The sequence below is a fragment of the Streptomyces sp. Je 1-332 genome (genome assembly GCF_040730185.1).
Classification (GTDB): Bacteria; Actinomycetota; Actinomycetes; order Streptomycetales; family Streptomycetaceae; genus Streptomyces.
Genome location: NZ_CP160402.1, coordinates 7,698,010 through 7,711,254 on the forward strand (window position 1 = coordinate 7,698,010; position 13,245 = coordinate 7,711,254).

Consider the following 13,245-nt stretch of genomic DNA (forward strand, 5'->3'; position numbering starts at 1 on the left):
GGTGGCCGCGCCCCACCGGGCGCTCCCCGCCTCCCACAGCACAACCACGTACAGCACAGCCAGCACTAGGAGAACCGTGATCCCTGAACCGGACATCCTCATCGTCGGTGGCGGCCTCGGTGGCGTGGCCGCCGCGCTCGCCGCCTGCCGGGCCGGCCGGACCGTCGTCCTCACCGAGGAGACCGACTGGATCGGCGGCCAGCTCACCTCCCAGGCGGTGCCGCCCGACGAGCACCCCTGGGTGGAGCAGTTCGGTACGACCGCCTCGTACCGCAAGCTGCGCGAGTCGATCCGGGACTACTACCGCCAGTGGTATCCCCTGCGTTCGGAGGCGCTTGCCCTGACCGGTCTCAATCCGGGAGCGGGCCGGGTGAGCAAGCTGTGCCACGAGCCCCGCGTCGCCCTCGCCGTCATGGAAGGCATGCTCGCGCCCCATATCGCCTCGGGACGGCTGACTCTGCTCACCGAACACTGGGCCGTCGCCGCCGAGTCCGACAACGATGTCATCACCTCGGTGACCCTGGAGAACCTGCGCGACGGGGACCGCACCACGCTCCACGCCCGCTACGTCATCGACGCCACCGAGACCGGCGAACTCCTCGAACTGGGCGGTGTCGAGCACGCCGTCGGCGCCGAGTCACGCGCCGATTTCGGCGAGCCGCACGCACCCGCCGAAGCGCAGCCCCTCAACCAGCAGGGCATCACCGTCTGCTTCGCGCTCTCCCACCACGAGGGCGAGAACCACGTCATCGAGCGCCCCGTCGACTACGACTTCTGGCGCTCCTACCAGCCCGACTTCTGGCCGGGACCGCTCCTCGGCTTCCTCGCCCCCGACCCGCGTTCGCTCGAAGCGGTCCCGCGTACGTTCGTGCCGAACCCGGAGATCGACCCGCTCGCCGTCAACGCCGACCAGAGCGCCGACGCGGGCGACAAGGAACTGTGGGGCTTTCGCCGCATCCTCGCCCGCAAACTGCACCGGCCGGGCGCCTTCGACTCCGACATCACCCTGGTCAACTGGCCCCTCAACGACTACTGGTTGAAGCCGCTGATCGGTGGCGGCGAGCAGACCTCGGTCCAGGCACTCGCGGAGGCGCGGCAGTTGTCGCTCTCGGTCCTGTACTGGCTGCAGACCGAGGCGCCCCGCGAGGACGGCGGCACCGGCTTCCCCGGCCTGCGCCTTCGCCCCGACATCACGGGCACGGCGGACGGCCTGGCCAAGGCGCCCTACGTGCGGGAGTCGCGGCGGATCAAGGCCGTCACCACTGTCACCGAGCAGGACGTCGCCATCGATGTCGTCGGCCCTTACGGGCGTACGAAGTACCGGGACTCGGTGGGCGTCGGCAACTACCGGATCGACCTGCACCCCTCCACCGGCGGTGACAACTACATCGATATCGGTTCGGTGCCGTTCGAGATTCCGCTCGGCGCCCTCGTGCCACGCCGGGTCCGCAATCTCCTGCCCGCGGGCAAGAACATCGGCACCACCCACATCACCAACGGCTGCTATCGCCTCCACCCCGTGGAATGGAACATCGGCGAGGTGGCCGGCGCCCTGGCCGCGCACTGCGTGTCCGAAGGGGTCGAACCCCATCAAGTCCAGGGCGAGGACAAGAGGTTCGACGAGTTCGCCCGGCTGCTCGACCGAGACGGAGTGCAGCGCCACTGGCCCGACGTACGCGGCTACTGAGAGCCGACCGCTCTCACAAGTGCCGGGTGGGACAGCTCCACCTGTCCCACCCGGCCCGCCCGCGCACCGCCAACCCGCACAAGGAGGTGCCCAACCATGACCACCCACCGCATCCGCGTCGGCATCGACGTGGGCGGAACCTTCACCGACGCCGTGGCCGTAGACGCCACGACCCTGGAACTCCTGGGACAGGTGAAGGTCCCCACCAGCCACCATCACGAGGACGGCGTGGCCCACGGCATCGTGGAAGCACTGAGCCGTCTGCTGGAAGAGACCGGCCGCGCACCCGAGGATGTCGCCTTTCTGGCGCACGGCACGACACAGGCTACCAACGCCCTGCTGGAGGGCGATGTCGCCACCGTGGGCCTGCTCGGCATCGGGACAGGCCCCGCCGCCGCCCTCACCCGCAGGCTCGCCGCCCTCGGCAAGCTCCAACTCACCCCGGGCAAGAGCCTCCCGCTCGTCTACGCCCACGTCACGGACCCCGAGGACGCGGCGGCCGTCCGGCGCGCCGCCGACTCGCTGGCCCAGGAGGGCGCCCAAGTCCTCGTGGCCACCGAACCGTTCAGCGTGGACCGTCCCGAGGGCGAGCGGTCCGTGGTGTCGGCGGCGCGTTCCGCCGGGCTTCCGCTGACCGCCGCGCACGAGATCACTTCCCTGTACGGGCTGCACAAACGCACCCGTACGGCCGTGGTCAACGCGGCGATCCTGCCGCGCATGCTGGCCACCGCGGACCTCGTCGACAGCTCCATCACCAAGGCCGGAGTCGACTCACCGCTGATGGTGATGCGCTGCGACGGCGGCGTGATGTCGCTGGACGAGATGCGGCGCAGACCCCTCCTGACGGTCCTCTCGGGCCCCGCGGCAGGCGTGGCGGGCGTGTTGATGCAGGAACGGATCAGCGAGGGCGTCTTCCTGGAGACCGGCGGCACCTCCACCGACATCAGCGTCGTCCGGCGCGGCAAGGTGGCCGTCCAGCACGCCACGATCCTCGGCAAGAAGTCCTACCTCAACGCCCTGGACGTACGCACCGTCGGAGTCGGCGGCGGTTCCATGGTCCGGACCGGCGGCGGGAAGGTGACCGGCGTCGGGCCCCGCAGCGCCCATATCGCCGGGCTGCCGTACGCGTGCTTCGCGACCCTCGACGACCTGCGCGACGCCACGCTCACCACCATCCGCCCGATGCCCGACGACCCGGCGGACTACGCCGTACTCGACGCCGCGGGCGGCCGCTTCGCTTTCACCATGACGTGCGCGGCCAACGCGGCAGGACGCGTGCCCGAGGGCGACTTCGCCCGCAGCGACCAGGAAGTCGCCAGGGCGGCCATGGTCCCGCTCGCCCAGGCGCTCGGCGTGGACGTCGCCACCGCGGCGGCCCGACTCCTCGACGTGGGGACGGCGCACGTCAAGAAGGTCGTCGACACGATGATCCGTGACTACCGGATGGACAAGGACACCGCACTGCTCGTCGGCGGAGGCGGCGGCGCCGCGTCCGTCACCCCGCACCTGGCCGAAGTCAGTGGCCTGGAGGGGCGGATCGCCCGCCACAGCGAGGTGATCAGCCCCATCGGAGTCGCGCTCGCGCTGGTCCGTGAGCAGATCGAGCGGACCATTCCCGGAGCCGGACAGGAGCAGATTCTCGCCGTGCGGGCGGAGGCGGAGGCGGCCGTCGTCGCGCAGGGCGCCGCCGCCGACGGTGTCGAGGTCGAGGTCACCGTCGACCCGCAGACCAGCACCGTGCGGGCCGTGGCCACCGGCGCCACCGAACTGCGCACCCAGGACCGCGCGCACCGGACGGACGAGGCGGAACGGCTACGGACGGCGGCCGCCAGCCTCAAGACCGACCCCTCCCAGGTCACGGTCCTCGCCGGTACCTCCGCCCACACCGTGTACGGGACCGAGGTGAGGCGCACCCTGCGCGCCACCCGGCATCCGGTACGGATCGTCGACGCCGACGGAGTCATCCGCCTCCACGTCCCCGACGCCCGCGTGGAGGCCACCAGGGTCGCCGACGCCCCCGACGTCCTGGCGAAGCTGGTGCGCGAGACCACCTCGTACGGCGACGGCGGCGTCCGCGCACCGGCCGTGCGGCTGCTGCTCGGCTCCCGGATCGCGGACCTCTCGGGCGTGCTCGATCCCGGGGCGCTGCTGGCGCTGGCCCGCAGCGAACTCGACGCGCGCGCCGCTGACGAGCCGGTCATCGCCGTGCTCGAGGTACGCATATGAGCACGCCCGCGCGCTCCTCCACGAGCGACCTCACGGCGCCGCCGCCCGAGGCCCTCGACGACCTGGACCACGCCGTCCAACTCCTCGCCGCGACGCCGACCCACGAGGGTCGCGATCCGCAGCTGCTTCGCCAATGGGCGCGCACGGCCGAGGAGTTCGGTGCCGCGCTGGCCCCTGTGCCGTGCCGGGCCAGGATCGTGGAGCGCTCCGACGGCCTGGAGCGTGGCCTCCTCGCCCGCTACACCTCACGTCCGACTCCGACGGTGGAGCTCTACACCGACACCCTCGCGGCGGCCGACGCGCTGATCGACGAACGGGGCTGGCGGCAGTGGTACCCGCCAGGATCGGTGCGCGCGGCGGCCCTCGCCCACGAATCCGTGCACGAACACCTCCACCACGGCCCGGCGAAGGCCGCGCTGAAGCGGGCCCTCGGCCATGTCGTCCTGCGCGCGGGACGGCTGCGGCTGTACGGGCATGTCGCGGGCGCGGAGGAGATCGCCGCCCACGCCCATGCCCGTGCTGTCTGCGGGCTCGGCCGCAGCCCCCTTCTTCTCACGGCTGCGCTCGGCGACGCCGTGACCCGAGTGACCCATGAGACCCAAGCGATCCACGAGATCCAAGTGACCCACGAGACCCACAGAGGGAAGTAGCGCCATGGGCGTTGTCATCTTGATCGTCATGGCGGTGGGTGTCGCCGCCATGCTCACCCGCAAACTCCCCACCGCCTTCGCCCTGGTGCTGCTAGGCGTCGTCATCGCACTCGCCGCCGGCGCACCGCTGACCGGCAAGGAGAGCGTCTTCGACACCGTCCTCCAGGAGGGCGCCCCGATGCTCGCGTCGACGATGATCGCGGTGCTGCTCGGCTCGTGGCTGGGCAGACTCCTCGACGAGACGGGCATCGCCGGGACCATCGTCCGCAAGATCGTGGAGTTCGGCGGCGACCGGCCCACGGTCGTGGCACTCGGTGTGCTCGCCGTGTCCGCGCTGGTCGGCACGGTCACCGGCTCGGCGCCCGCCGCCATGCTGGCCGGCATCATCGGCATCCCCGCGATGGTCGCCGTGGGCATCCCCAAGGTCACCGCGGCGGGCACCATCCTGATGGGCATCGCCGTCGGAGTCCCCTTCGAGCTCCCCATCTGGCAGTTCTTCTCCACCGCCTTGGACCTGTCGGTCGCCACGGTGCGCGACTTCATGGTGAAGCTGTTCCCGCTGGCCCTGGTCGCCGCCGTCGCCTTCGTCCTCGTCGAGTCCCGCCGCCGCGGGGTCGAGCACACCTGGGCGCTGAAGACGGCCGTCGACAAACGCCGCTCGCGCCGCGAACGGCTCGGCGACGCACCGTGGTACGCGCTGCTCACTCCCGTGGTGCCCCTGGTCCTGGCCCTCGGCCTCGAACTGGCCATCATTCCCTCGCTGTTGGCCGGTGTGCTCTACGCCCTGGTCACCACGACCCGCCCGCGCGACATGAACAAGCGCCTCCTTCGCACCCTGTACGGCGGCTTCGAGGTCGCCGCGCCCCCGATCGCGCTGTTCATCGCGATCGGCATCCTGCTCGCCGCGGTGAAACTGCCGGGCGCCATCGAGGCGCTCGAACCGCTGGTCAAGGCCGTCAGCCCGCAGAACCCGGTGCTTTTCGTCCTGGTCTTCACCCTGCTGGTGCCGCTGTGCCTCTACCGGGGGCCGCTGAACGTCTACGGCCTCGGCGCGGGCATAGCAGGCGTCCTCATCGCCGCCGGCATCTACCCCGCCATCGCCGTGCTCGGCATCGCCGCCTCGTACAACCAGGTCTTCGGCGTCGCCGACCCCACCAGCACCCAGACCGTGTGGAGCGCCCAGTACGCGGGCGTCGGCCCGCAGCAGGTCATGGTGCGCACGCTGCCCTACGTGTGGGCCGTCGCGCTCGGCGGATTCTGTGTCACCGCCGCCACCTACCTCTGACACCGCCACGCCCGTCTGACCCTGCCAGGCACCTCTGACATGCACCTCCCGGGACGGAGAACAGCAATGAACGAGCCGCAGCACGACACCGCACAGCACGACACCGAGCAGCACCACCCCCGGCCCTTCCCGCGCCGCGTCTTCCTGCGCGGAGCCGCCGCCACCGGAACCGCCCTTGCGGTGGGTGCCACGACAGGGGGCACGGCCGCGGCGGCCCCGGGCGGCTTCCCCGACTACACCTACGTGAAGACGGTCCTGAAGCCCGGCGACCTCGCGTACAACCCCACGGGCGAGATCATCTTCCCGTGCCTGCGCGGCACCGTCGGCCGGATCTCAGGCGCTCTGGGCCGCTACTACCTCTACTACGCACCGCATGACGCCCCCGGCGGCATCTGCCTGGCCTACGGCGACTCGATCGAGGGGCCCTTCACCGAGTACGCGGCCAACCCCATGGTCACCAACGACTGGCAGCCCCATTACAAGGTCAGCCATGTCTCCTCGCCCCATGTGCTGTGGAACGAGGACGCGAAGGAGATGTGGCTGTACTTCCACGGCGAGAACACCACGACACGCCTCGCCCGTTCCAAGGACGGCATCCACTTCACGTACGACAAGGTGGTGCTCTCCACCTCGATGCTGCCGAGCGGCTCCACCGAGACGTCCTACGCCCGCGTGTTCCGTCACGACCTGCCATCCCGTGGCGCCCGCTACGTGATGCTCTTCATGCTGAACAACACCACCAACCACCGTGACATCGGCTGGGGTTGGTCGCCCGACGGCCGCAACTGGACCTTCGACCAGACCCCGCTGATCCGCCACGGGGAGGTGGGAGCGCAGAACGTGGGCGGGCCCCACCTGCTGACGCGCGGGGACAGCGCCTACGTCGTCTACAACACCGACAAGGCCAGCGGCGGCAACATCCTGATCACCGAGGTCGGCAAGGACTTCTCGCGCCGTGACCACCTCGGGATCTTCCACGACTCGATGACGGGCGCGCCGGACAACGGGCGCAGCGCGTCACCGAGTTTCGGAACGGAGAACGGCGTGCCCTACATGATGTACGAGGCGGGGGAGCGGCTTCAGGGGGCGATAGCCCTGGCCCGGGCCAAGTAGCCCTGCCCCCCTGGAGCCGCTCCCCTCCGCGTGAGGTCAGCGCGCGGTAACGGTCAACGCGGTCAGTGCACCTCCGGAGCGGGCGGTGACACGCAGCGCCACATAGCGTGCCGTGCGGTCGACGCGCAGGGTGCCGCGCGTCGACAGCCGTGCGGCGCCGTCGTACGTGCGGCCGTCCACGCTGAACTCCACCTGTGCGGTGGGGGCGTGGCCGCCGCGCCACCGGGTGCGGATCTCGCTGACGCGCTGTTCCGCGCCGAGGTCGACGACCATGCGATCGTCCTGACCCGCGGTCCACGCGGTCGCCTCATCACCGTCCACCGCCGCCCGCGGGTCCGACATGCCGGGCGGCAGCGGCGACGTCGGGAAGGTCATGCGGCCGAGCGCCAGGTCGGAGAGGGGGTACGGCGTGGCGCGAGGCACGGTGACCGTGGTCGTGCGACCCGCGCGGACCGTGGCCCCGACCCGTCTGCCCTGCGCCGAGACGGTGACCCGGCAGGCGGGACCGCTCAGCCGCACGGTGCAGCCGTCGACGACCTCGGCACGCAGGCCCACGGGAAGGCGGCCGGCGGACAGAGTGATGCGGGTCGGCGCCAACACGGCCGATGCGGCGGGAAGTTCGGCGCGCAGGGCCGTGCCGGACTCCGTGAGGGTCTGGACGCCCTCGTAGAGTCGGACCTCCCCAGCGGATGTGCGCGGGATCGTCACCGTCGCGCTCACCGGGTCGCCGGAGAGGTTGAACAGACTCAGGTAGTGCTCGGTGAGGGCGGCCTTGACGTCAGCGGTGTCCGCCGAAGGCGTCTTGCGGGCGGCCGCCGCGCGCAGTTCCGATGGCGTCGCACCGGGCAGTCCTTCGATCAGCAGGCTTTCGGCCGGTCCGTCGGACAGCACGACCGTGTCGCCGTACACCGCGATCGGATGGGCGCCACCACGCACGACAAGACCGGCACGGCCGTCGATGTCCAGCCACTGCCCGCGGCTGGTGAGATCCGGCCGTGGCCAGGCGACCAGATCAGTCCACTCCTGTCCGTCGGCCGACCCCTGGAGCCGGTAGGCCCGGCCCGCCGCGGCCTCCCAGCGCAGGGTCACCCTGTCCACGGACCGGGCGGAACCGAGGTCGACGGCGATCCAGCTGTCCGGCCGTGAACGGTCCGCGCGCGACACCGCCCAGCGGCTCGAACCCCCGCCGTCGATCGCGAGAGCCGCCTCCTTGCCCGGTTCGAAGGAGGACGCCGTCGCCGCAGCCCCGTCGCCGCGTGCCAGGTCCTGCCCCGAGGCGCCGTCGCGTATCTCGAACGCGTACAGCGAATAGCCGTACGACGGGTCGGGCCGCACCCCCAGCATGCGCAGGTGCCGGAACTGCCCGCGCGGAAAGCTGAGTTCGGCGACGCGGGGCCCCGCGGACGACTGGCCCTCGGTCTTCGCCTTGACGGTGGCGCTTGCATCGGCGGCTCGATAGGTACGGCTGCCGTCCAGGCCCGGCACGCCCGGCATGGACAGGTTGCGCACCTCCAGGTGGCCCTCGCCGTCCGCCGTGCCCGATGTCGCGTAGACGACCGCGCCCGAAGGCAGGGTGGTGAAGCCCGCATGCCCGTGGTCCAGCGTCAGCAGGCTCGCGCTCCCGTCGAAGCCGTCCCGCGGCCGCGTGTACGTGACGGCGGACCGTTTGACGACCTTCGCCCCGGTGCCGGGCAGGAACATGGGTGTCGGGCCGCTGAGTGCGAACAGCCAGTCGTCGTGGGCCGGCTGCCAGGCGAACTTCACGAACCCCGGCTTGCTGACGGCGCCCGCCCAGGCGCCGGGGGACTGGTGGGAGACGAGGCCGGGGCCCGCGCCGTGATCGGTGACGCCGCTCGCCTGCTCGAAGAGCTCACTCGGGGAGAGAGGGCGAACGCGCGGCTGTCCTGAGCGGTCCCGCCACTCGTGCAGGAGGTAGCTGATGGCCAGTTCGGCGCGTGCCTCCGGCTCGTACTTGGGCTCGCCCGAGAACTTCGCGATGCGGTACTGCGGCGGATACTGCTGGTACGCCTCCAGACGTTCGGCGAGGGCGCTTTCACAGGCTGCCGCGGCACGATCGCCGGCGACCTGGGCGAGGAAGGCGAGGGGGATGACGTCGCGGCCGTAGAGGTGTTCACGGTCCGCGACCATCGGCATCAGGGGCTCGCCCGCGTCGCTCATCACGCCGAGCAGCGTGCGCCACAGTGGAGCGGCGTTGGGCTGGGCGGTCAGCACTTCCGGCAGGTCCTGGCCCGCCGTGAGGAAGTGGGCGGAGTTGCGGCCGGACGTACGCCAGAGTTCTTCCTGGTAGTGCGGGCCGAACGACCCATGATTCTCGACGATGAAGGTGTCGTACAGGTTCTGCGCGGTGTTCTCGCTGACGGCGACGCCGTCCACCCGGGCGGGGTTGGCGAGGTCGGCCGCGGGCAGCCCCGCCTCGTTGCGGCTCCACCGGCCGAAGGCGGCGCGCCACGAATCGAGCCGCTCGTCGTCGCCCGCCCAGGCCAGGGCAGGCGCGAGCGTCTGGGCGTAGATGCCCATCTCCTCGAGTTTGGTGTCGCCCTCGAAGCCGCCCGTGAGCCCGTGGGGTGACCAGTCGCCGGAGTCGGGGTCGTCGCCCGTACCCAACTCCACGGTGTACTGGGCCTGTTCACGGACGATGGTGTCGACGTTCCGCCGGGTCGCCTCGTCGAGATCGTCCCAGAGCAGGCGCGCCGCCAGGACGAAGTACGACTGGAAGGTGGTGTCGAAGAACAGCTTCCGGCCCCACTCGGTGCCACCCGTCAGCCGGTTCGATGCGGCGAAGTGCTTCAGTGTGGCGAGTGTGCGGCTGCGCAGCGTCTCCCTGGAGACTCCCGCGCGCTCGGCGTCGTAGGGGCCACGGGTGAGCAGTACCGCGTTGCCGAGCACGACGGCGAAGCCGAAGTCCTTGTTCGTGTAGTGGCCTTGGGCCGCGTCCCACTGGGTCTCGGACCAGCGCGTGTGGGACAGCAGGACGCGGTAGTACGTGTCCGCGACGGCGTCCTGCTCCAGGGGGCCCGCCTCGGCAGCCGTCGCGGACCCCGTGCCGAGTGTGAGCGGGAAGGCCGCCACGGCACCGGAAACCCCTAGGAGCTGCAGAGCCTGACGTCGGGTGGGGCCCCAGGCGTGTTGCGGCATTGTGCGCGACCTTCCCTTAGACAACGTTGTCAGAGTGGGGTCATTCTTCGGGGGTGTCGTCGGCACGTCAAGGGTTCTGCTGCATCACGGGTCACTTCCCGATCGCGTTACGGGGCCCTTGAGGATCCGGTGGTCGGATCGTTCCCGCCCTGTTGACCGGTGCGCCCGCGCGATGCTTAGGTGGCGCGAGTTCGGAAAGCGCTTGCTGTCCTACGTCGTCGGGAGCGGCGGCGAGTTGGAGTGGCTGAGTGTCCGTCCGCGCGGGCCTTAGGGGCGCGCCGTTCCGAGGGGTTCCGTGCGGGGCGTGGAACGAGGTGCCCGTGCGCTCTGACAACGATGTCAGATCGGTGAGTCGGGCGAATTCAACGACGAAGGATGGTGCCGCAATGTCCCCACTGAGCCGTCGTCTCTTCCTTGGCGCGGCCTCGGCCGCCTTGGTGGGCGCGGGTACCGGGACCGGAACCGCAGCCACGGTCTCGGACAGCATCGCGCGAAGGGCCAGACACTGGACCTTCGAGAACGACTCCCTCAAGGCCACCGTCACCTACGAGCGAGGCGGCATCCAGCTCAGCAGGCTCCGCAACAAGCCTGCCGCACGCGACTACTTGAGCGGGCCCTCTCTGCTCTTCGCCCATGAACTCGACGACGGTGACACCGTCCGCGCGGACGACGGAGGGTGGACCCTGGGGGCGGCGAGCAGGGAACTCATCACCGTTCGCACGAAGGAGAAGTCCTGGCGGGTCGGCGAACGCATCCGCATCCCGCTGCGCAGAGCCACGCCCCGCCGGTTCGCCGTCACCCTGGTCTTCGAGATCTACGACGGTGAAGCGGGTCTGCGGTACTACACCCTCGTCCGTAACGAGGACGCGGCCCGCGAACTCACCCTGACCCGCTCCACGATTCTCGATCTGCGCCTTCCCGACGAGCCGCACACGCTCCACTACGTCCCGAACATGAAGTGGTTCAGCACCCGCGGATCGCTGAGCACAGAACCCGTCGGCAAGTCCTGGCCGAAGAAAGCTCTCACCGTGTACGACTCGGGGGACGGCTGGAGTGTGAGCCCCGAGCTCAACTGGAAGACGCAGCGCGGCAACGGCAATCACGAGACCGACTACATGCTGCCGCCGTTCGCCGGGATCAACGCCTGGCACGAGCAGGCGAGCGTCTCGGTCGACACACACCCCGAATCGCTGCGCCTGACGCTGTTCCCGCAGGAGGAGTTCGAGTACCTCGCGGTGAATCTCACCGTCTTCAAGGGCGATGTCGTCGACGGCAAGATGGCGGACGAGCTGCACTTCCGCAAGCGGTTCAAGTACCACCACACGACCACGCTGTTCCACCAGAACGACTGGGACTACCGGGGAGGCCCGGGTCAGGAACTGCCCCCCGGCTACTACTACGACGTCGTCATCCCGCAGACCAAGCGGGCGGGCCTCGACATGGTGATGCTCGACGACTACTGGAACACCACCCGCGACACCATCGAGCCCAGTGACTCGATGAAGAAGGCCATCACCAGCCTGGGCACACTCTCCAAGACCCTCAGGGACAACAGCCTCGGCTTCGGCCTGTGGTTCTCCCTCTCCGGCGGCGGACACCTCCAGGGGCGCGACCTCGCCGACCCGGCCCAACTCGCCTACAAGAGGCGGCAGATCGAGTCCCTGCTCAACGATCACGGTGTCACCCAGCACATGATCGACCTGACCGAGTACTGGCAGAACGAGAGGACGACGGCGTACTCCCACGCGGGCGACAACGTCTACCGCAAAGCGGTTCTCACTCGGAGCATGCTCGACGACCTGGTGACCGAGAACCCGCAGTATCTGCCCAAGCTCACCAGCGAACTCGACATCGCGCCCACCCAGGGCGACCGCAACAACGGCCTGCTGCACATCGCGTACAACGGCTGGAACACCTCCAACGGCGGCATCACCGGAGAGGACCTGTCGCTGCGCACCGCGCTCACCGCGTTCGGGCATCTGCCGATGAACTCGACGTACATGAACGGCGGCAAGATGACCGGCCGCATGGAGGACTACTACTCCTACATGGCTGTACGCGCGGTCAAGTTCGGCCAGGACCCTGGTGACGAGGCCAAGTGGCCCGATGCGGCGGTGAAGTTGATGGGCGTGTTCAACGCCTGGCGGAGGAGGCCGGAAATCACGGCCTTGACGGGCGGTCAGTTCCTCCCCGTCCACCTGGGCCAGGGGTGGGGTACCGCCGAGTGGGACAGCAGCGAAGGCCCGTACGTATGGATGTGGACGGATGACCGGCGCCGCCGGGCCCTGCTGATCGCGACCGGGGCCGGCACGGCGCAGACCCGTGTCGACGCCAAGGTGCGCTGGCTGGAGGACCGTACGACCTACGGCGTCACCGACATCACGATCGACGACGACGGCACGCAGGCCCGCGCCGCGAAGGGGGAGTTCACCGGCGAACAACTCCGTGTCGAAGGGCTGCCGGTCGATCTGTCCGAGAACACTTCGAAGGGCAAGGCCTTCTGGTTCGAGGCCAGGTGATCAGGGGCCAGGGGGCGGGGTGTCGGCCGCCGCACCGTCCGAGCGGGGTGATGGCGCGGGCGGCCATGTGGGGCGGTGCGCGGGGGGCAGGGCAAGCAGGGCCTGGCCCACCGTGAGATAGCGGGGCAAGATCTCCGTGCTGCCGGTCAGCGTCAGGAGTTCGGCGAGATGCCGACCGGCTCCCGCCAGCAGCAGCTGGCCCTCGCGGCGCCTCAGCAACCACCGCACTCCGAGCAGGCAGTTGAGCCCGCGGGAATCGCAGAACACCAGCGCCGTCACATCGAGCACGAGATGTCGATGACCCGCCATGACGGAGGCGCCGAGGGTGCGCAGAAAGAACTTCTCTCCGCTCTGGTCGAGTTCACCGCTCACCCGCAATACAGCGCACTCGTCACACCGTGCGAGCTCGTGGATGATGAGGCGATGGGTCTGCGTCGGCATCGCGCCTCCCTGTGGCCGCCCCGTTCCGGGTCCCCAGTCCATCCCTCCCCACGCCTCGCCCCTCCCATCCCGACACGGGGGCGGGCAAGTGACGCCGCCCACGCCCCCTGACCGGTCGGTAACCACGGGTGGTGGCATAGAACTGCGAGGGGGTTCGGCCGTCAGGCC

General features: G+C 70.1%; 8 protein-coding genes. 6 read left to right on the forward strand and 2 right to left on the reverse strand.

The window, feature by feature from the left end; all coding sequences use genetic code 11:
• The first annotated feature begins 76 nt into the window (after positions 1–76).
• The 5 genes from ABXJ52_RS34660 (at position 77) to ABXJ52_RS34680 (ending at position 6,961) form a co-directional block, all read left to right on the forward strand.
• Positions 77–1,687 carry an FAD-dependent oxidoreductase gene (locus ABXJ52_RS34660; protein ID WP_367047734.1) on the forward strand — a complete coding sequence of 537 codons (1,611 nt, stop codon included), beginning with the start codon at positions 77–79 and terminating at the stop codon, positions 1,685–1,687.
• Positions 1,688–1,783: 96 nt separating this feature from the next.
• A complete protein-coding gene (locus ABXJ52_RS34665; RefSeq protein WP_367047736.1) occupies positions 1,784–3,913 on the forward strand; it encodes a hydantoinase/oxoprolinase family protein in 2,130 nt (709 codons plus the stop codon).
• A complete protein-coding gene (locus tag ABXJ52_RS34670; protein WP_367047738.1) occupies positions 3,910–4,563 on the forward strand; it encodes a hypothetical protein in 654 nt (217 codons plus the stop codon). Before ABXJ52_RS34665 ends, ABXJ52_RS34670 begins: the two co-directional genes overlap by 4 nt.
• A gap of 4 nt (positions 4,564–4,567) precedes the next feature.
• A complete protein-coding gene (locus tag ABXJ52_RS34675; RefSeq protein ID WP_367047740.1) occupies positions 4,568–5,848 on the forward strand; it encodes a TRAP transporter large permease subunit in 1,281 nt (426 codons plus the stop codon).
• 66 nt (positions 5,849–5,914) lie between these two features.
• A complete protein-coding gene (locus ABXJ52_RS34680) occupies positions 5,915–6,961 on the forward strand; it encodes a hypothetical protein (RefSeq protein ID WP_367047742.1) in 1,047 nt (348 codons plus the stop codon).
• Between the two features lie 36 nt (positions 6,962–6,997).
• Here the strand turns inward: ABXJ52_RS34680 and ABXJ52_RS34685 are convergent, their stop codons facing one another.
• Positions 6,998–10,117 (reverse strand): discoidin domain-containing protein, encoded by a 3,120-nt coding sequence (locus ABXJ52_RS34685; protein WP_367047744.1) that lies wholly within the window; start codon positions 10,115–10,117, stop codon positions 6,998–7,000.
• 386 nt (positions 10,118–10,503) lie between these two features.
• Here ABXJ52_RS34685 and ABXJ52_RS34690 point away from each other — a divergent pair, with 386 nt between their 5' ends.
• Positions 10,504–12,636 (forward strand): hypothetical protein, encoded by a 2,133-nt coding sequence (locus ABXJ52_RS34690; RefSeq protein ID WP_367047746.1) that lies wholly within the window; start codon positions 10,504–10,506, stop codon positions 12,634–12,636.
• Here ABXJ52_RS34690 and ABXJ52_RS34695 read toward each other — a convergent pair whose 3' ends face one another.
• Positions 12,637–13,077, reverse strand: coding sequence for an STAS domain-containing protein (locus ABXJ52_RS34695; RefSeq protein ID WP_367047748.1), 441 nt, complete (start codon positions 13,075–13,077; stop codon positions 12,637–12,639).
• Positions 13,078–13,245: the final 168 nt, after the last annotated feature.